22 protein-coding genes and 1 pseudogene are annotated in these 18,096 nt (G+C 62.5%); 7 read left to right on the top strand and 16 right to left on the bottom strand.

All coding sequences use genetic code 11. The features are described from left to right. Positions 1-113: 113 nt before the first annotated feature. Positions 114-458 (top strand): hypothetical protein, encoded by a 345-nt coding sequence (locus tag ACT89H_RS15145; RefSeq protein WP_445109223.1) that lies wholly within the window; start codon positions 114-116, stop codon positions 456-458. Positions 459-1,635: 1,177 nt separating this feature from the next. Here the strand turns inward: ACT89H_RS15145 and ACT89H_RS15150 are convergent. The 14 genes and pseudogenes from ACT89H_RS15150 to ACT89H_RS15215 form a co-directional block, all read right to left on the bottom strand. Further along, positions 1,636-1,980, bottom strand: a complete 345-nt coding sequence (locus ACT89H_RS15150) for a YrdB family protein (RefSeq protein ID WP_445109224.1) — start codon at positions 1,978-1,980, stop codon at positions 1,636-1,638. 78 nt (positions 1,981-2,058) lie between these two features. Beyond that, complete coding sequence (locus ACT89H_RS15155) at positions 2,059-2,808, bottom strand: pentapeptide repeat-containing protein (RefSeq protein ID WP_445109225.1); 750 nt, start codon at positions 2,806-2,808, stop codon at positions 2,059-2,061. A 50-nt stretch (positions 2,809-2,858) separates the two neighbouring features. Further along, complete coding sequence (locus tag ACT89H_RS15160; RefSeq protein ID WP_445109226.1) at positions 2,859-3,278, bottom strand: hypothetical protein; 420 nt, start codon at positions 3,276-3,278, stop codon at positions 2,859-2,861. A gap of 28 nt (positions 3,279-3,306) precedes the next feature. After that, positions 3,307-3,723 (bottom strand): hypothetical protein, encoded by a 417-nt coding sequence (locus tag ACT89H_RS15165; protein WP_445109227.1) that lies wholly within the window; start codon positions 3,721-3,723, stop codon positions 3,307-3,309. Between the two features lie 27 nt (positions 3,724-3,750). Further along, positions 3,751-4,047 carry a hypothetical protein gene (locus ACT89H_RS15170; protein WP_445109228.1) on the bottom strand — a complete coding sequence of 99 codons (297 nt, stop codon included), beginning with the start codon at positions 4,045-4,047 and terminating at the stop codon, positions 3,751-3,753. Positions 4,048-4,059: 12 nt separating this feature from the next. Further along, positions 4,060-5,412, bottom strand: coding sequence for a hypothetical protein (locus ACT89H_RS15175; protein WP_445109229.1), 1,353 nt, complete (start codon positions 5,410-5,412; stop codon positions 4,060-4,062). Then, entirely contained in the window at positions 5,409-5,714 is a 306-nt protein-coding gene (locus tag ACT89H_RS15180; protein ID WP_445109230.1) for a WXG100 family type VII secretion target, read from the bottom strand. The genes ACT89H_RS15175 and ACT89H_RS15180 overlap by 4 nt, the downstream gene beginning before the upstream one ends. Beyond that, complete coding sequence (locus tag ACT89H_RS15185) at positions 5,711-6,052, bottom strand: WXG100 family type VII secretion target (protein WP_445109231.1); 342 nt, start codon at positions 6,050-6,052, stop codon at positions 5,711-5,713. Before ACT89H_RS15185 ends, ACT89H_RS15180 begins: the two co-directional genes overlap by 4 nt. Before the next feature lie 10 nt (positions 6,053-6,062). After that, on the bottom strand, positions 6,063-6,539 hold the full coding sequence (locus ACT89H_RS15190; protein WP_445109232.1) for a hypothetical protein: 477 nt from the start codon (positions 6,537-6,539) through the stop codon (positions 6,063-6,065). Positions 6,540-6,580: 41 nt separating this feature from the next. After that, positions 6,581-7,162 (bottom strand): DUF3558 domain-containing protein, encoded by a 582-nt coding sequence (locus tag ACT89H_RS15195; protein ID WP_445109233.1) that lies wholly within the window; start codon positions 7,160-7,162, stop codon positions 6,581-6,583. Between the two features lie 186 nt (positions 7,163-7,348). Next, the gene (locus ACT89H_RS15200) at positions 7,349-7,825 is read right to left on the bottom strand and encodes a hypothetical protein (protein WP_445109234.1); all 477 of its coding nucleotides are present in this window, start codon (positions 7,823-7,825) and stop codon (positions 7,349-7,351) included. Positions 7,826-7,866: 41 nt separating this feature from the next. After that, positions 7,867-8,448 (bottom strand): DUF3558 domain-containing protein, encoded by a 582-nt coding sequence (locus ACT89H_RS15205; protein WP_445109235.1) that lies wholly within the window; start codon positions 8,446-8,448, stop codon positions 7,867-7,869. A 506-nt stretch (positions 8,449-8,954) separates the two neighbouring features. Further along, positions 8,955-9,299 (bottom strand): DUF397 domain-containing protein, encoded by a 345-nt coding sequence (locus tag ACT89H_RS15210; protein WP_445109236.1) that lies wholly within the window; start codon positions 9,297-9,299, stop codon positions 8,955-8,957. Between the two features lie 9 nt (positions 9,300-9,308). Continuing rightward, positions 9,309-10,166: pseudogene (locus ACT89H_RS15215) on the bottom strand (helix-turn-helix domain-containing protein). 297 nt (positions 10,167-10,463) lie between these two features. Between ACT89H_RS15215 and ACT89H_RS15220 the strand changes: the two are divergent. From ACT89H_RS15220 to ACT89H_RS15240, 5 genes are read left to right on the top strand one after another with little or no spacing between them, the layout of a single operon-like run. After that, complete coding sequence (locus ACT89H_RS15220) at positions 10,464-10,835, top strand: hypothetical protein (RefSeq protein WP_445109237.1); 372 nt, start codon at positions 10,464-10,466, stop codon at positions 10,833-10,835. After that, positions 10,832-11,740 carry a hypothetical protein gene (locus tag ACT89H_RS15225; RefSeq protein WP_445109238.1) on the top strand — a complete coding sequence of 303 codons (909 nt, stop codon included), beginning with the start codon at positions 10,832-10,834 and terminating at the stop codon, positions 11,738-11,740. The genes ACT89H_RS15220 and ACT89H_RS15225 overlap by 4 nt, the downstream gene beginning before the upstream one ends. Then, entirely contained in the window at positions 11,737-12,042 is a 306-nt protein-coding gene (locus tag ACT89H_RS15230; RefSeq protein ID WP_445109239.1) for a hypothetical protein, read from the top strand. Before ACT89H_RS15225 ends, ACT89H_RS15230 begins: the two co-directional genes overlap by 4 nt. 11 nt (positions 12,043-12,053) lie before the next feature. Continuing rightward, a complete protein-coding gene (locus tag ACT89H_RS15235) occupies positions 12,054-12,224 on the top strand; it encodes a hypothetical protein (RefSeq protein WP_445109240.1) in 171 nt (56 codons plus the stop codon). Beyond that, positions 12,221-14,626: a helicase associated domain-containing protein gene (locus ACT89H_RS15240; protein WP_445109241.1), complete on the top strand. Its 2,406-nt coding sequence runs from the start codon at positions 12,221-12,223 to the stop codon at positions 14,624-14,626. The genes ACT89H_RS15235 and ACT89H_RS15240 overlap by 4 nt, the downstream gene beginning before the upstream one ends. Before the next feature lie 453 nt (positions 14,627-15,079). On the opposite strand, the gene ACT89H_RS15245 is transcribed toward ACT89H_RS15240, so the two are convergent. Next, positions 15,080-16,657, bottom strand: a complete 1,578-nt coding sequence (locus ACT89H_RS15245; RefSeq protein WP_445109242.1) for an AAA family ATPase — start codon at positions 16,655-16,657, stop codon at positions 15,080-15,082. A gap of 177 nt (positions 16,658-16,834) precedes the next feature. On the opposite strand from ACT89H_RS15245, the gene ACT89H_RS15250 reads away from it, so the two are divergent. Next, positions 16,835-17,803, top strand: a complete 969-nt coding sequence (locus ACT89H_RS15250; protein ID WP_445109243.1) for an ADP-ribosylglycohydrolase family protein — start codon at positions 16,835-16,837, stop codon at positions 17,801-17,803. Between the two features lie 12 nt (positions 17,804-17,815). Here ACT89H_RS15250 and ACT89H_RS15255 read toward each other — a convergent pair whose 3' ends face one another. Next, positions 17,816-18,055, bottom strand: a complete 240-nt coding sequence (locus ACT89H_RS15255) for a hypothetical protein (protein WP_445109244.1) — start codon at positions 18,053-18,055, stop codon at positions 17,816-17,818. Positions 18,056-18,096 lie beyond the last annotated feature (41 nt).

The raw sequence follows: 18,096 nt of genomic DNA on the forward strand, positions 1-18,096 counted from the left end.
GCCGGGTCGAGTTTGTTGGATCAAACGGTATTCTTAAATTCGAAACGACGTGACAAGTGACGCCGGAAGGCTTGCGCTTGACAACTGCTATCTCCAAGGGTGGAGGGGCATAGATGGCCGAGTATGAATTCATCGAACCGGAAGAATCCGACTTCCTCGAGGTCTTCGGAGCCGAACGAGTCGCCATACCGGGAACTACCGCCTCTTTCATTGTCCGTATCCACGCAGACGACCGAAATAAGCTAGAGCTATCATATGATGTTATTGCACGATCCGCCCGTATCCGATGGTTGCAGGATTCAACCCTTCTAGCCGACATCTTTCGGGAGCAGGTGAACCGCATCATAGTGGAAACCCGTGGTGTCATCAAAATCTCGACAAAAGGGTCCGATCTGGCCGGCGAATTGACCGTCGAGGTGTATCCCATCCGGATCAGTGATATATTACTCGCCCAATAGCATTGATATTATGCCTATTTATTAGAGCAACTCGTACGACTGATGCATGACGTCTGAAACATTCCCTTGCACACTCCAGGGACGAGGATACCGGCTTTCAACTCCCGGCGCTTGTCGCATGGGCCGAAGCGTTGGAGATCTGGCTGCGGTGGGCCGGTCAATCGAGATAAGTAGCAGGACACCAGATAGCGAAACCTCACGTCGAGATCCGAGACGCCGCAGGTCAGCGAACCGACCCGTACGGCAATCCCGTTTCTCGCAGGAGCCCGGAAAATTACACAACGATAGATATGGATCTGCCGTGACGCGCGACTACTCGGACTACTCGAACCTTTCCGGGGTATATCTAGAGGACAGTTACGTCCTGGACATTATCGAGGGGTCTTCTGACATTATTTTCCCCCTAGAGGCGGTATTGACACCTCAGCATCCGCTACACCATGATCCGCACCCTGGAGAGCAATACTGCTATTTACATGGAAACCTGGCAATTCCGAATGTCAGTCGCATCGATTGGATTGATCGTTCCTTCCAGAGATATACAGACGCCTCTGGTTCGGAAGACTTTGGAAGTATTGATTCCATGACCAACACCAACGGAATATACTCTATCGAGGGCGATTGGGGAAAGATTCGAATTTGGAGCGACAGCGATCCGCAGTTTACTGTTCCCGAAAGCAACGCCACGAGAATGCAAACACGTCCAAGGGCGGAAGTTCGTGACAGGAGGATGATGGTCAGCTCGAGTGCGAGAGCATGGATCGACGCAGCCATGAGAGTCGGGTCCCGAGAAACTGAGCAGATTCGATGCCCAGAGAATAGCGACGATTTTCTCGAGGTCACATGGATGCCCGGGCTGGGTCCAAACCTTGGAGAATACCGATTGCGCTGCCCTTCCTGTGGTGCAGTAAACTATATGCGAGCGAGCCGCACGATTGGCCGATAACCCTTACGAGCCAACAGCAAATGATCGGATAGTCTCGACAGAATCAACCCATCACGTATCCGCTGTCGCTGGGTCAATGAGAACGTCGCGCCGTCCCTCGGAGCCGGTGCGCCTGCGGTGAATGATCGAGGCCGGACCGGCTCCCCCGCCCCTTCGGCTGTTACCGACAGTATTCAGAGGTCAGGGTCGCGAGCAACCGCCATAGCGCACTCCGTACCTCACGCAACAGGCTCACGGCGTCAGGTGCCCAAGCCTGATCGCCGACAGATTCACGATCAGGACGACGACGAAGACGACCGCGGCCACTCGATAGCCCACAGCCCACAGTCCGGCCGCAGCGCTGCCGAAAACCGCCACCTTGACGACGACCGAGAGCAGTGGGCTGCCGAACGTCGCAGTCGGCGCCGCGAAGAGGCCCCAGGCCAGCGCCGCGAGGAGCGGTACGCCCACAGCCAGCACGAGTTTGACCGAAATCGCAGTGGCGATCTTCCAGCCCCACAGTCCCAACGCCCCGAGGGCGACCAACTCCATCCCGAATGCCAGCGTGAGGTTGGCCCACTTCCGGACTTCCTGCATGTCCGCTCTCCCGAGAGTCGACGAGAGCACCGCTCTCTAACAAGAGCAGTGTGCAGGCAGGATTCGGCTTAGTCAAGTTCAGGTCTGCGCTGGGGCGTACACCTCGACGTCCGGCGCGCCGCGAGTCGCGAACCATGTTCTCAACTCATCGCCAGCGAGGGTATGCGGGCTCGCGGCGCCTATATCGATCGGCCCGAGAATCATCCCTTTGGCGCCCTCCAGCTCGCTTCCTCCGAGCTTGCTTTTGGTGAAATCCGTCGACGCGAACAGGCAATAACGCAGATCGGCATCGCGCAGGTCGGCCCCGGCGAAGCTGGCGTCACGGAGATCGGCTCCACGCAAGTCTGCTTGGCGAAAATCCGAATCCTCGAATACAGCGCCCTGCAACCGCGAGTTGCGAAAAGTCGCGCCGAACGCATCGCACCCTCGCCCCTCCGCCTTGCGGAGGTCGGAGCCTGACAGGTCGGCGTGCCTCACCTTCGCTGACAGCATCCATGCTCGGTACAGATCAGCCTCCACGGCACGGATGCTGCTCAGATCGGCTTCATTGAGTGCCGCCTCCTGGAGCTGAAGCCCGGAAAGGTCGGAACCGGCGAAACCCAGGCCGTCAGCCGCCAAGATCGATTCCTCAGACAGATATGACTCGGGTTCGGCCGAAAGTTTGTCGAGATATCGTTCGAGAGTCTCGCGTGCCGTCGTGTCGTTCGGCCATCCGATGACGCTCTCACGCGAGCGTCCGTAATTACTGCTCATCGAACCCCAGACTACCTTTCCTTGCGAAATCGGATGGTTCGCGACCAACTGCTCGGGGATGCGCTCATCGAACAAGTGACATTCCGTCGGTATCGGGAATTGTCAACATCCAGAGGTTCGATCACTCAATTACAGACACGCCTGTGTGTATCGGCCCACGGATCACCATATTTTTTGTACGGGTTGCCGAGTTCCGCTAGTCGCTGCTCGCCTCGTTCTATGAGCTCGGCGCGGAAGACCTCATTCGATCCGATCTCGCTCACAGGTATCTCGAGGTAGCCGCTCACATTGTTATGCCCGTGGGCAATCCGATGAATTGCTTCGTCGATCGTGACGTCCCACGCTTCCCATAACCGACCACCACCAGGGAAGGCACCGAATCTGATGTAACCCTTAGTGGCGATTTCCCGGATCGCATCGAGGACGAATTCCCGTGAGTAACTCTCCGGGTTAATCTTGGCCACCATTCCATCGAAGGTGGCAATTGCGGCCCAATCGTCGGACAACTCATATAAGAGGAAGTGCTCGATTTTCTCGTTTATCACTTTGACAGATGCACCTTCCTGATTCGGATCATCGCGCGTGTATAAATGGATCGCCTGCCCACGGGTCGCCGTATTTCTTGTACGGATCTCCGAGTTTGTGTAACCGCAACCTGCCGGCATCGGTGATATTTGCCCTGAACACCTCGTTCGTACCGATTCCATCGTACGTGATATCGAGATACCCCGTCTCTTCGTTATAACCGTGGGCAATTCGTGACATAGCTTCGTCGATCGAGACATTCCAGGGCTCCCAAGACCTGCCGCCGCCAGGAAACGCTCCAAATTCTATATACCCCTTTGCAGCGACCTCACGAATCACCTTCAAAACGAATTCCCGTGAGTAATTTTCCGGGTCGATCTTTCTAACTGTGGTGTCGAACTCAGAAATCGGCGCCCAGTCGTCATCCACGTAGTACAGCAGGTAGTTCTCCAGCTTTTCGTTCACGATCGGCGCACCTCAACCATTTTCGGATCAGTCGCCGTTGAACCAGAGATAGCCGCTACGACGAATGGCAGTCTGTGCGGCATCCCGAAGTCGCCCCCACATCTCTTTCTCCGCGTCGTTCCGGGCAGGCATCGCATCGATCTCATCGACAAGGAACCGCAATTGATATGAGTTAAACATCGTGTCCCCGTGCGGAATTATTCCGCCCAGCATCGACCCCTCCGCTGCTTTGCCGCACATTTCTAGCAAGGTTCCTTCCGGATCATCGCTGTATCTTGATATCTCGGAATGCGACAGACCTTGAACTATAATTGTGACCGACATTCATTGCCCCTTCTATTCCGGATGCATGGTGATAACAGTGCCCCGCTTGTCCTGGACTACCTTATAGCGGGTCGTGGGAGCTCCACCCGCCATTTCAGACTGACTTCCAATAATTCTTCCCGCGTCCACGATCCGCTCATACGTCCCGTATCGGTTCGGACCGGTTGCGGGCACATTCTCGGACGCTTCGACCAAAGCATCGAGATCTACGTTCGGGTCGAACAGGCTCTTGTCCGACCCGGCATCCTTCCCACCAGGAATATGAGTGTCGCGTACGTGTTGCTCGCCTTCGTCGGTGAAAGCGGGTGTCGGTACCTGTGCAGCTGATCCGGCTGTAGTTCGACCACTCGTGCCGTGGCCATCATCGCCGTCTATGAAGACGCGCATGGCGATGATGGTGGCGAGGGAGGTGAGGTCGGGGACCTTGTCGAAGGCGCTGATGACACCGACTGCGCCGGCCGCAGCCGCGGTGAGGCCGACAACTCTGATCAGGTTACTGGCCTGGTAGAGGCTGCGGATGGTGGTGATGGTTTCGGCGACGGCGACGGTGACGCCTCCTCCGCCGGCGGCGAGGCTGCCGCCGAAGCTGAGCAGCGCGGTGGCAGCGGCGGCAAACACGATGAGTCCGATCGCCCACTCAGCGGTGGTGATCGCGGATTGGATTCCTCGGCTGACGTCGAGGGTTCCGGTGTGGTAGCTCGCGACAGGCGCGGCGACGTTGAGTGATGCCGAAGCGACCTGGTCGGCGCCGGTCCGCAAGACATTGAACTGGTCTTGGATCATTTGCCGATTCAGCAGGTCGTCCATGCCGTCGAACATGGCGGCGATCGCACTGATGCGGGCGGCGGCACCGATGATGGTTTCGTTCTTGGCGAAGGTATCCCAAATACCGGCCGCCTTGGCGAGTTTATCGACGTCACCGTTGGGGAGTTTGCCGAATTCTTCCAGGATCTTCGAAACGAGTATAGCGAAGAATTCCTCGACACCCCCGTTGTGATTCACACCGGTTCCGTTGTCGTGCACCGATGTCGGGATCGTGACCTTGTATTCGGTCATCGCACGCACATCCGGGCGCGGCGGAGGTGGGTTGCTCTTGTTCCTGATCCCGTAGTTGTAGCCGTTGGCGGCGAGGACGTAGCCATAGTTGGTGAGCGCATCCGCCAGGTTCGTGCACGTCTGCATCGTGCTTCGCGCAATGTGATCGTATTTTTCGCCCCACTGCTTGCAGCCCGGTGCGTCACCGGCCATGCCCGCGCATTCGCCTTTCACGGCATCGTGCACTGGCTTGTCGGCTCGGCGAAGGTCGGCGGCGAGGTCGTGGCATTTCTTGGCGGCGTCGTAATAGACCTGCCAGTCGAGCTTCACGGTTGCCCGCCTCGCAGCATCTTACGGTTGAGCTCGATGGCGTGCGTGTAATCTTCGTGCGCTCGGCGGGCGGCATCGCTCATATCCCAGATGCCTTCGGCGAATTCACGCGCACCAGTGAGCCATTGGCGGTGGGCGTCGGCGTATGCCTGGGCGGCGACGCTTTCCCAGCCACTGCCTTGGAGAGCAGCGACTTTATCGTCTATCTCATCGAGGTGGTCGGCAACGAATCCGGCCAAGCCGGCGAGGCGGGCGACGATCTGGTCGAGGTGATCCAGGTCGACCGAGAACTCCGAACTCACGGCAGGTCCAGACTGGAGGCGCCGAGGGCAGCCGCAGTGTGCTCGTCGCGAGCTTGGTAGGTGTCGGCGGTTATGCCAAGTTTTTGCGCCATGCCGGTAAGGGCGGTGATGATCTGGATTCCACCGTCGTGGACTTCGGTCCATCCGCTACCGAACTCGGTTGCCAAGTCGCCGGTCCAGCTGCCGTTGATCAGCGAGTCCACGTCTTTGGCCGCAGAATCCAGCGCCGAGCGCAGCGCTTCGGCCAAGTCGTAGACATGCTGTCCGACCTCACGCACCTGCTCGGGAACCACCGAAATGCTATTAACCGGGCCGTTCTTGTGTTCGCCATCCGACATCCGTCTGCCCTCATTCCTTCGCGAACGGCATCGAGAAAATCCGCTGCGGGGACGGAGGCTGCTGCGGCAATGACGACTCCAGATCGCGATAGCGCGCCGCCCACTCGGCATCCTGCTGGGCATAGCGGTCACGGATCGTGCGGAACAGATTTTGGATGTCCTCCACGACCTGGTAGTGCGAATCCATCACCTCGTAGACGCCGTTTGTAGAGCCCTTGGCCTTTTCGCGGTAACGCTTAACCATCGTCTTGCCCGAGATGAGTTCCTTACCGCCCTCCCCCCTGTAATTCTCACCGAGGCCCCAATCACTGATCGCCGCAACGTCGGCCATGATTCGCTGGATCTTCTGGATTTGCTCTTTGAAGAACTCACAGTCACGCTCGACGTACACGAACTGCTCGGGGTCCATCCGTACCACCAAGCGACCTTCATGTGCCTCGTTGAGCAGGTGCGCCAGCGGCCCGGCTGGCTGTACAGCCTCACTCATTGCTCGTTTGCCTCCCCATGAATTCGATCAACCCGATGCTGTCACGCCGTGGTTGGCATGGTCGGCACGACCTTCTCCGCCAACATTCGCGCAATCTCGCACGAATCCACAGTCCCCGTCTCACTTCGGGATGGTGGATTGTTCACGCCGAATTCGAGGCTTCCGCCGCCTTTCATCTCCACATCGAGGGTGCACGCCTCCATGATGTGGGGGCCATCGAACTGGCGCGTCGAGATCGCCCGTCGACCGTTGACCATAAACTCACGGGTGTCGGCGTAGTTGCGACTACGCACCACGTCGATAGTCAGATTCGTCGTCCGGATACTCGCGGCGTACCCGTTCGACCGGACCCATGCGCAACCCTGCCACTTGATCCGGCCATACGGGCTATCGGCGTCCAGGTTAGCTAGATCCCGGCCATGCAGCTTCTCCGCGGCTAATACGCTCTCCGGCACGTCCTTACACGGGTCGTACGAACGCGGCACGTCAGCCGCCAGCGACGGTCCCGGCGTGCTGGTCGTCCCCTTCGAGGAGTCGTTATCTCCCGGCCCGCACCCAGCCAGCAGCATCACGGCACCGAAAGCCAAGCCAGTGGCACGAAATACGTTGCCTTGGTACGACATACGCTCCCCTCGCAGCCGGTACATCGAAGCGATCGCGGGTCCGGACCGGCTTCCTCCGCCCCTGGTGACTGGCTCCTGACCGTACCCGGCTTGCAGACCGCCCTGCAACCGACCAGGGGGCGCGTTCGGCCCGTCACTACCGGCAGCAGCGGAACCTGCGCATCACAGTCGGCACAGCCGCCGCCCTCATTCCTTCGCGAACGGCATCGAGAAGATCCGTTGCGGAGACGGGGGTTGTTGCGGCAATGACGACTCCAGATCGCGATAGCGCGCAGCCCAGTCGGCATCCTGCTGGGCATAGCGGTCGCGGATCGTGCGGAATAGGTTTTGGATGTCCTCCACGACTTGCAAGTGCGACTCCATCACCTCATACGCGCCGTTCTGCGAGCCCCGCGCCTTCTCACGGTAGCGCTTCACCATCGTCTTGCCCGACACCAACTCCTTGCCACTGTTGCCGTGATAGTGCTCGCCCAATCCCCAGTCTTCCATCCGTGAAATGTCGGTCATAATCCGCTGAATATCTCGGATTCGGCCTTTGAAGAACTCGCAGTCCCGGTCGACATAGACGAATTGCTCTGGGTCCATTCGTACCGCCAACCGACCGTCACGCGCCTCGTTGATCAGGTTCGCCAACGGCCGCGGCAGCGGTGAATCCTCACTCATTTTCGCCTTCCCTCCCTATAAATTCGATGAGCGCTACGATGTCAAGACGTCGTAGGCATGGTGGGCACGACCTTCTCCGCCAAAGTCCGCGCGATCTCGCACGAATCGACGCTGCCGGTGTCCCGGTTCGACGGCGGATTGTTCACATCGACCTCGAGGCTGCCGCCCTTCATTTCCACGTCGACGGTGCAGGAGTCCTTGATGTGCGGACCCTCGAACTGGCGAGTAGAGATGGCCCGGCGACCATTGACGGTGAATTCGTTGGAATCAGCGAAATTGCGACTACGAACTATATCGACAGTCAGATTTGTTGTCCGGATACTCGTTGTATATCCGTTGGTTCGGCCCCATGCGCAGCCGCGCCACTTGATTCGTCCGATCGAACCATCGCTGTCCAAGTTTGCCAGGCTCTGACGATCTAGCTTCTCCGATGCCAGCACACTTGGGGGTACGTCCTTGCAGGGGTCGTATGTCCGTGGCACGTCGGCGGCAAGTGATGGTTGCGATGCTCTCGTGCTCGGAGACTCAGAATCACCATCGCCCGACGACCCACACCCGACGGCAAGGATGGTGGCACCGAACATCAAGGTAGCCGCACGAAACACATTGCCACTGACCGTCATACGATCTCCTCGCAGCCGATGCCTCGAACTCCGGGACCGGACCGGCTCCTCCGCCCCCTGCTCAGTTGCTGACCGTACCGGGCCGTTGATCAGCCTCGCAAGCAGGTGAAGTCGAACTCCCCTCCGCCGCACCCGCGACGAAGGCTGCCCATTCACCACTATCGAAGCAAAGCTCGACGCTGCTTTCGATAGATGTCACGAAGGTGTCGGCGCCAGCTCGAGTCACGACGACGCTGCCGATAGCACCCTTGGCGTCGCTGCGAGCTGCATCGACGAAACGCGTCGAGTCGAGGAGATCGAACGCGATCGTGCAACGTCTGGGCGTTTGCTGTGCCGAACATGGATCCTTACGTCGCTAGGTACGACCTGCACGCATCGCTCACTGTCGCTGAGGTGATTCGACCTTTCCCATCCCAGGGTGGGCGCAACCTCCACGCATTGTTAACTGTTGCCGCTGTAGCTGGATTTCCGCCATTCGATACGGTCGGCGGTGGCCACCGACCGTCCTACTTCGCGGGAGCGGAGTAGAAGTCGAATTCGCCGTCGTTCGCTCCGGCAAGGAATGCGGTCCACTCGATCGCGTTGAAGCGCAACTCGACGTCGGCGGAGGCGACAACGGTATCCGCGCCGTCCTTCGACACTGTGGCGGCACCATTCGCACTGGCCAAGTCCTGGCGAGCCTCGTCGACGAAGGTCGACCACTGGGCGGCACTGAACTCGATCACACCGTGGTCGTGATGCTTCGCGTGCCGGACGAAAACGCTGTCCACGGCAGGCGCAACATCAACGCAGCCTTCGCCGTTGCCGCTGTAGCTGGATGTCCGCCAGAGGAGACCGTCTGCGGTGTTCATGTTCACTCCCTATTTCCCGAGGGCCGCCAACCGGCTTCTGATCGCCTCGGCGGTGTCGGATTCCGACAAAGCAGCCGCACAGAGCCGGTCTGTCGACATCTTATACAGCTCTACCTGGTCCTCCTCCTGGATGTAGAGCGCACCTGCGGGATACTCCACGTACCCGATGCTGCGGGCCGCGTCGAAGTTCAGAACAATGAAGTCACCGTCGAGTCCGTCGTGAACGGCGACGCTCACAGGCATCACATGCAACTCCACCGTCGGTAGCTCCATCACGCGCAGTAGATGCTCGAGCTGCGCTCGCATCACTTCCGTCCCCCCAGCGACACGATCGAGCGCGTATTCCTCGATCACCGCCCGTAGGCGGAGTGGACGCTCACCCGTCAGTCACTGGCGGGCCATCCGGGCACGCACTACCGCAGGTGCGTCAGCAGGCGGAACACGGAGATGACCTTCGAGGAGCGCCGCAGCATAGTCGGCCGTCTGGAGCTGGCCGGGCAGATGCATCGACGTGTAGCAGAACTGACTTTCCGCAATGCCTTCCAGCCCGACGAACGTCTTGAACCAGTTGGGAAATGCCGCCCCGAACGGTGCCCACCACGTGGTCTGATCTGCTTGCGAGGCAAGGGAAGCGATGCGTTCGATGTGCGCGGGATCCGCGCCGTAGAACTTCATCAGCACCGTCACCTCGGCGGGCTGCTGGGTTGACTTGCCGCTCTCCAGATAGTTGATCTTCGTCGGTGTGCAGTCGAGCTGTTCACCCGCCTGCGTCTGCGAGACACGCGCCCGCTCCCGCGCGCTCTTGAGCTCTCGGCCGATCAAGAACCGCAGAGCGTTCGGGTCGGTCCGCTTGCCCACATCAGTCACATCGACCTCCGTATCCGTACGACGTCCGGTAGCACCCTAATCCGTTCGCCGACTGCACATCTGGCCGTATTGCCTGATGTAAATTTACACGCTATCTTACCTGTCAGCTTGTGGCGCGCGTTACACCAATACCGACCACTTGGGGGAACCCGAGACCAGCAGGGGTGATGACCATGCTCGTTTCCAGTCCGAATCCAAATCACACGACCGACAGGCGGGTGCGCCATGTCGGATGACACCACTAGCCCGTCAGAAACCGCTGTTCAACGCTGTCATCGCTACCGGCGGGAGCTGGGTTTGCCCGCGGTGCTCACGCCGCAGTCGCGCCGGATCGTCTTGCACGCGGGCCTGGTGGGCGCGGTGGTGATGCCGGAGCGGCTCGGCGCGCGGGTGGCTCAGCGGCTGACGGGGCGCGGGTTGCTCGGCCCGGTGATCGCGCATCGGGAGTCGGCTCGGACGGCGGTGCTGTGTGGGCTGCCCGACGGGTACGAGCAGGAGGTGTCCGGTGTTCTGCTGCGGCTGAATGTGGGGATCGCGACGCGATGCATCGTGCTGCCGTCTCCCGCTGACGAGCGGACGGGGTATCGGCAATGGAGTTATCTGCCCCGCAATAGTTTTCGGCCGTCGATGCGTGCCGTGCTCGACGCGGTTGTGGAGGGGGCACGGTGACGGCGCAGATGTACGCGTACCTGCGGCTGCCGCTGGTGGGTGGTCGGCGGGACGAGATCGTCCGGGAGATAACGGATTTCGCGGCCGGGCACGGTTTCGGTGTGCGGCGGGTGTTCTGTGAGGCCGGTCCGCCCGCGAGTGTGTTGTGGTCGCTGGTGCAGGAGCTGGATCGCAAGTCCGGGAATCATCTCGTCTCCGAGCTGACGATGTCCGCGCATCGGGAAGGCATCGACTTGGAGCGGCTGCTGGCCGCGGCACCGTCGCCGAACGGTGCGCTGCGGGCGCTGTTCGCCGAGTTGGACCGCAACGGCGGCGGGTATGTGGTCGTTCCGTCACCGGAACACCTCGAGGGCTTGGAGATGCCGAGACCTGTTCTGCTGCGGCGTCTGTCGGAGATGCGGCCCGCCGTCGGCGTGCTGTATTTGCGTCCAGGATCGGGCGGGGTACCACCGCGAAAGGGCCGGATGCCGCGCGGCGTTCTCGGTGAGTTCAGGGTGAAAGCATTCGGCTTGGCGGTCGAGGTGGCGCGGCTGAACCTGCACGTCTACCTGTCGCGGGCCGGACTGGGTGAGCTGGTCGACCAGTGCGATGCGGTGGTGCGCGAATTCGTCCGCGACGCGATTCGTGCCGCGGAGGCGTCGGGCGTGGCGAACGAACTGCGCGTGCGGCTGATCCGCCACCCGCAAGCGCTGACGGTGCGGTTCGACGAGACACGCGAACACGACGAGCCGGTCACCGAGGCCGTGCGCGCCCGCTGCGCTCGCGTGCATCGGTCGCTTTCGGCCGCCGGAGGGACAGTCACGTCGTGTGAATTCCCGTTGCCGGGAGTCGACCCGGGTAGCGACGGCATCGCGGAGTTGACGCGGGCCGTTCGCGGCTACCACAGCCGGATCGAGCGCCGGTGAGGACGAGGGCATACGGGATCGTCCGGTGTGATCGCTCGGGCCGGCAGACCGCCGCGCATGTCGCGCAGATCCGCGCGCTGGCCCGGCGCTACGACTTCGACCTGGACGGAATCGTCCTGCGCGCCTCCGACGCCCGGTTCCCGACGCTGCTGGCGGCACTGAGCGCGGCGGGCGTGCGGGCCCTGGTGATCCCCTCGGTCGCGGATGTCGCCGGGTGGCTGGACGCGATGCGCCAGGACGCGGACGTGTGGACCCTGATCCCGCCCGGCCGCTGGCCGCGTCGCCCGGTTCCGGGGTCGTGATGGAGTGCCGCGTGACCGTCCGGTTCGAGCACGGACCGGTGCTGCGCTATCGCGCCGAAGAATGCGTCGCATACGCTTTCGCGCGTGCGGCGCACTCGCACCAGCTGGCACGAGTGACGATCGAGCATGTGGCGGACCCGGATCTGCCGCCACTCCCCTGCGCTCGGCTGTGGCTGCCATGAGCTTGTGGCCGCACCAAACCGAGGCCGTCGCACGGATCTACGCCGCGCTTTGCGATGGGGGCCGTGCCACGGCGGTCGCGGCCTGCGGCACCGGAAAGACCGTCATCGGCGCGGAATGCTCGGCGCGGCTGGTGCCGGACGGATCTGTTCTCGTGCTCGTGCCCACCTTGGAGCTGTTGTCGCAGACAGCGGATTCCTATGCGGCACATCTCGGAGCTGGGACAGGGCCGATCGTCAGGGTATGTGGCGACCGAAAGGTAACGGCGGGCGCGGAAGTCACCGACCTGCACGCACCCATCACCACCGATCCCGCCGTCGCGGACCTGGCCGGCGACACAGGACGCGTCACGGTATGCGGCTACCCGACAGCGAAGCCGCGGTCAGAAATCACCGCACCGATCACCACCGATCCGGCCACCGTTGCGAACCTGGTCGGTGATGCGGGGCGGGTCACGGTATTCGCGACATACGCGAGCCTGCCCGTGATCGTCGCCGCGCATACCGAATACGGTCTTCGGCATTGGGATTTGGTGATCGTCGATGAAGCGCACCGCACCGCCGGGGTCAAACGCCAGTGGGCTCGGGTCCACGACGACCGTCACATTCCGGCGCGACGGCGCCTCTATCTGACCGCGACACCACGGATCATGGCCGCCACCGGCGACGATTCCGTGAGCATGGACGACGCGACGATATTCGGTCCGCAGGTTTTTCAGCTGCCCTTCGCGACCGCGATCGAATCCGGGCTGCTGGCCGACTACCGGGTCGCGGTGGTCATGGTCACCGACGCCGAAATAGCCGAACTCACCTCGGCCGGGCGGGTGGTGCAGGTCGCCGGTCGTGCGGTGCCCGCCCGGATGCTGGCCATGCAGATCGCCTTGGCGAAAGCGGTGCGCGACTATCGGCTGCGCCGCGTCATCACCTACCACGGGCGGGTTTCGTCGGCTACCCGGTTCGCCGCCGGGCTGCGTTCGGCCATCGAGCTGCTGCCGGTCGCGGAACGGCCGCCGTGGCCGGTGCGAGCCCGCTGGGTGAGCGGTGACAGCTCGCCGCGGCTGCGGCGCGAAGCACTCGCCGGATTGCGGCATCCCGGCGCCGCGACGGCCGTGGTGTCGAACGCGCGCGTCCTCGCCGAAGGTGTCGACGTGCCCGCCCTCGACGCCGTGATGTTCGCCGACCCGCGCGACTCGGCCACCGACGTGGTGCAGGCGGTGGGCCGGGCCCTGCGGCGCGGCGGCGACAGCGGCAAGATCGCCACGATCATCGTGCCGATCTTCCTCACCGAAGGCGAGAACCCGCAGGCCGCGCTGGACGGTTCGGAGTTCGACACGGTCTGGCGGGTGGTGCGGGCATTGCGCGCGCACGACGAACGCATCGCCGACTACCTCGACCGGCGCCGTCGAGACACCCGCGCGCTGGAACCCCGCCACGTCGAGCCGATGCCGAGTTGGCTGCACGTCGATGGCGCACCGACGCGGGTCGGTGCCGAGTTCCACCGATCGATCCTGCTGCGCACCGTGCGGATGACAACATCGGCATGGTGGGAGAACTACGCAGCCCTGCTGGCCTTCCACGCCGAGCACGGGCACGCCGACGTCCCCTCCGGCTACCGAACCGCCGACGGGCGGCAGCTCGGTGCCTGGCTCACCCGGTGCCGGAAGGCGTACCGGGCCGGGAACCTGCCGGATGAACGCGCACAGCGACTGACGGACCTCGGAGTGCAATGGCATCCCCTACCCGCCAGATGGGAGACCGGAATCGCGGCGCTGCGTGAGTTCCACGCCGAGCATGGGCACGGCAATGTGCCGATCACCTATTGCGCGCCAAGCGGTTTCGAACTCGGACAATGGCTGCGAAAGCGCCGTGAATACTACAAGGCCGCAAGCCTTTCCGAGGAACAGGTCGTGGCCCTGGAGTCGTTCGGCGTCGACTGGGACCCGAGCACCAGCACTCGCACCAGCCGGTGGACGTCCGGGCTGGCCGCCCTCCGCGCGTATCGGGCGGCTCACGGGCACGCAAACATCCCGGTCGGCTTCGTCACCGCCGATGGGGATCCGCTCGGCAAATGGCTGTATCGCCGCCGAACCGACTACCGAGCCGGAACCCTGCCCGCGGAGCGCGCCGCCGAACTGCGAGCCGAGGGAGTCGAGCTGACCGTGGAGCCCTGGGGCGAGCACCTGTGGCGCCGCCATCTCGAAGACCTGGTGGCGTACCGCGTCGAACACGGCCATGCCGATCCACCCCAAAGGTTCACGACATCCGACGGATTCCGTCTCGGCGCCTGGGTCAGCCGATGCCGCGCCGACTATCGCCGTGGCCGGCTCAACGCCGACCAGATCAGCGACCTGCGGGCACTCGGAGTCACGCTCGAACCCGGCAACGAACATCCGACGACCCTTTGAGCGTCGGGCTGCCGTCACCGACTCCGCACGACGCGCCCTGGAGTCGCCCGCATCTCTCCTTCACTACGCGTTTCGTAGGCCCCGACCCTACGAAACGCATACTGACTTCGCAATCATAGGGATGAGGACATCCAGCACCTGTTCAGCACGATCCGCTACCGCTATGCCCAGTAGGGTGCCGAATGGAACGCGGTTACGCGACCTGGAGGCGTCACTGCCGGCTCAGCCCGACTCAGGTGTCGTTGAGGTACAGCCGTTCAGGTACAGTACTTTTCCGTACGCCCCGGGTCCGCCTCTGCAGAGTATGCCGCCCGGGGCACGGCTTTATCTGCCGAATGCCGGTCGTCCCCGCCCCGAGAAGTTCGGGTTTCCCGCGACACTTATTGCCCGTGAGACCAGCTATCTGCATCAACATAGGCGAGCTGTAGGTAACGCTCGGCGACTGACGCGCCCTCAGGCGCGGAGCAGGGTTATTCGGCGTCCGGCCGGGCTGGTGGTTTTATCGAATCGGGTGCGTTCGGTGATGGGATCGGCGTCGGTGCGGCAGTCGAAGATCACCAACACCCCGGTGGACAAACCCAAACGCTCCAAATATCCGTCCAACTGCACCAACCCCTCTGCCAGCGGATCGGCTCGACCGTCACGCCACACCTTCAACTCGAGCGCTTCGCGCTGCTCGGCGCGGTTGCCGTCGGCATCGGTGTAGGGCTGCCGGACCAGCAGATCGATCCGGCCGCGCCCCACGCCGTATTCGCGGTCGATATATCCGCCGCCGTTCACGATCCGGTGCAGGAACGCCATCAACACCAAGTGGGGCGCGACCTCGCGATAGCTCTGTCTCGACGCCAGGATCTCCCCGTGCAGCTTCCAGAACGAGGCGAACTCGTCCAATAGCCGAGGAAAATCCAGCCGACCGTCGTCGAAGCGGAAACGGCGCGGCTCGGCGGTGACGTTCTCCTCGATCCCCGAACCCAGCATTCGGACGATCACCTCGTTGTAGATCGGGTTCGCCACTCGCACCGGCTTGCCCTGAGCGATCAAACCCAGATCCCGGACATAGGACAACGCATCGGTGAACTCGACGTCACCGTCCACATCTCCACCCGCCAGCAGCGGTTCGATCACCTGCCGCACGCGGGGCTCGGTGAGCTTGTCCACCAATGAATCCAGATGAGTCGCACGAGCCATGATCAACCGTTCCTTGGCCTGGTCGATATGGTCGTCGGTGATGGTTGCCTCGATCCGCATCTTGTCGACGACCTCGGCGGCCAGTGCATTGACCAGCCACGGCTGGCCCTGCGTGTAGTGGTAGGCCAGATCCAGGGCGTGGGCGCTGAATTCCTGCCCGGTTTCGGCGGTGTGCTGGGCGTACAGCGCGGCCACCTCGGCGCGAGTGAAGTCGCCGAGGCGGATGGATTCGACCTTGATATTGAACGGGCTCGCGGTGCCGAGCCGGCTGGGGTCACCCCCTGCGGCGGCCTTGTAGTCCCGCACATCACGCAGACCGCACAGAACTATCGAGTGCACGAAACCGTCGCGGTTGGTGGTGTAGCCGTCTCGTAGCTGGCGCAGGACACTCACCAGGCTCGCATCACGGAGCGCATCGATCTCGTCGAAAAACAGCACCAGCGGTCGAGGACACCGTTCGGCCCACGCACTGAGCCCATTGCCCAGCATGGTTCCCGCTGCGGCATCCGGCCAGGATGACGGGGGCAGCAGATCCGAAGGGAGCTTCGCGATTCTGGCGGCATTTCGTATTCTGTCCAAGATCGCCCGCTCCGCGGCAGCGATGTCGTCGCCGAACGGGCTCGCTACCTCACAGGAGAAGTGCAGTACCAGATACTCGCCTTCCGCGGTGAGGTGGCGAGCGAGTTCGGCCAAGACAGTGGTTTTCCCCGTCTGCCGTGGGGCGTGCACCACGAAATACTGACCACGGGCGATATACCGACGAGCTTCGGGCAGCCGTTCGCTCGTCGGCAGCATGTAGTGCCGCTTCGGACTGCACGGTCCGGTGGTGTTGAAGTACTTCATGCCCCTCCCTGTCCTGTCGCGACACCCGGCGACGGCAGCCTACTCGGGTGACCCCGCACGCCACGCCCTAAAGTCGCCGCATCTCTCCTTCACTACGCGTTTCGCAGGCCCCTGCCCTACGAAACGCGTACTGACTGACTTGGCAATCACAAGGGTACTCTGGCTACTATCGACGCGGTGCATGTCGATTTGATGCTCGATTCGCTGGATGGGCTGTCGGTAGGGGACGCGGTGGGCCAGGAATTTCCCATCATGCGCCGGTCGATAGCGGACCTTCAGGCCGGCAATGTTTCGGGCGGCCCGTGGAGGTGGACCGACGACACCGAAATGGCGTGCACCGTAGTCGCAGAACTCCTCGGTTACGGCGGAATCGACCAGGATCGGCTTGCCACCCGGTTCGCCGCACGATGCGACCCGAGCCGTGACTACGGCTTCGCCGCGCGGGACACCTTGCGCCGTATCGGGAACGGCGTGCACTGGCGCGACGCGGCCGGAGCCGCATTCGATCGCCAGGGTTCCTGTGGCAACGGCGCGGCCATGCGGGTGGCCCCGCTCGGGGCCTTCTATGCCGGGGACCCGGATAAGGCTGCGGCCGAAGCGGTCCGCTCGGCGCAAGTGACGCATCTGCATCCAGAAGGAGTCACGGGCGCGGTCGCGGTGGCACTCGCCGCCGCACAGGCCGGTCACGCCCGCATGCGCGGGATTCGCCCCAGCCCAGCGGAATTCATCACCGCCGTGCTCGACCGCCTGGACAACGGCGAAACGAGCCGCCTGATTCGCCACGCCCGCACCCTGCTCGGCGCCTCGGCCGAACAGGCCGCGGACGAGCTCGGCAATGGATCCGCGGTGACCGCGCAGAACACCGTCCCGTTCACACTATGGGTCGCCGCAACACATCTGGACAACTACCCGGCCGCGATCACCACGTGCCTCGCGGCAGACGGAGATATCGACACCACCAGCGCCATTGCCGGCGGGATCGTCGCCACTTACACCGGCAGCCGACCAGGCCCCACCGCCGGTGTGCCGCAAACCTGGCTTGCCACGCGGGAACCCCTGCCCATCTGGCTGAACCCGAACCGGCGGCGAGGGCGCAAGAATTCCGCCTCCGGCCGGATTCGACGATGGCTTCATACCTTTAAGTGACAGTGCATCCGGCTACTCGGGCCGTGGGTGGTCGGGCTTGCGTGACCCGTCGTCATTGAATGCCTGGTCATTGAAATCGTCGTCACCGAACCGCGAAGACAGGTGGATGCGATTTTCCTCTGGGACGGCGTTCCGACGCGCGTTGAAATCGGCGAACATTGCCGCATAGCGGTCCAACTGCTCTTGGCTCAGCGGAGGCTTTCCGTCCTCCTGTCGAGTCGAGAAACGGCGGCCCTTGTATATTTCAGCCATAGTGCGGACTCCTGATGCCCCGCCCGTCTTGTGGTCTTCCC

This window comes from Nocardia aegles (assembly GCF_052545135.1).

Bases quoted from the DNA above. Each gene is read 5' to 3' on its own strand.
- ACT89H_RS15185 (WP_445109231.1), bottom strand. From the start codon at position 6,052: ATGTCGGATGGCGAACACAAGAACGGCCCGGTTAATAGCATTTCGGTG.
- ACT89H_RS15255 (WP_445109244.1), bottom strand. From the start codon at position 18,055: ATGGCTGAAATATACAAGGGCCGCCGTTTCTCGACTCGACAGGAGGAC.
- ACT89H_RS15145 (WP_445109223.1), top strand. From the start codon at position 114: ATGGCCGAGTATGAATTCATCGAACCGGAAGAATCCGACTTCCTCGAG.
- ACT89H_RS15190 (WP_445109232.1), bottom strand. From the start codon at position 6,539: ATGAGTGAGGCTGTACAGCCAGCCGGGCCGCTGGCGCACCTGCTCAAC.
- ACT89H_RS15205 (WP_445109235.1), bottom strand. From the start codon at position 8,448: ATGACGGTCAGTGGCAATGTGTTTCGTGCGGCTACCTTGATGTTCGGT.
- ACT89H_RS15150 (WP_445109224.1), bottom strand. From the start codon at position 1,980: ATGCAGGAAGTCCGGAAGTGGGCCAACCTCACGCTGGCATTCGGGATG.
- ACT89H_RS15170 (WP_445109228.1), bottom strand. From the start codon at position 4,047: ATGTCGGTCACAATTATAGTTCAAGGTCTGTCGCATTCCGAGATATCA.
- ACT89H_RS15210 (WP_445109236.1), bottom strand. From the start codon at position 9,299: ATGAACACCGCAGACGGTCTCCTCTGGCGGACATCCAGCTACAGCGGC.
- ACT89H_RS15200 (WP_445109234.1), bottom strand. From the start codon at position 7,825: ATGAGTGAGGATTCACCGCTGCCGCGGCCGTTGGCGAACCTGATCAAC.
- ACT89H_RS15240 (WP_445109241.1), top strand. From the start codon at position 12,221: ATGAGCTTGTGGCCGCACCAAACCGAGGCCGTCGCACGGATCTACGCC.
- ACT89H_RS15245 (WP_445109242.1), bottom strand. From the start codon at position 16,657: ATGAAGTACTTCAACACCACCGGACCGTGCAGTCCGAAGCGGCACTAC.
- ACT89H_RS15195 (WP_445109233.1), bottom strand. From the start codon at position 7,162: ATGTCGTACCAAGGCAACGTATTTCGTGCCACTGGCTTGGCTTTCGGT.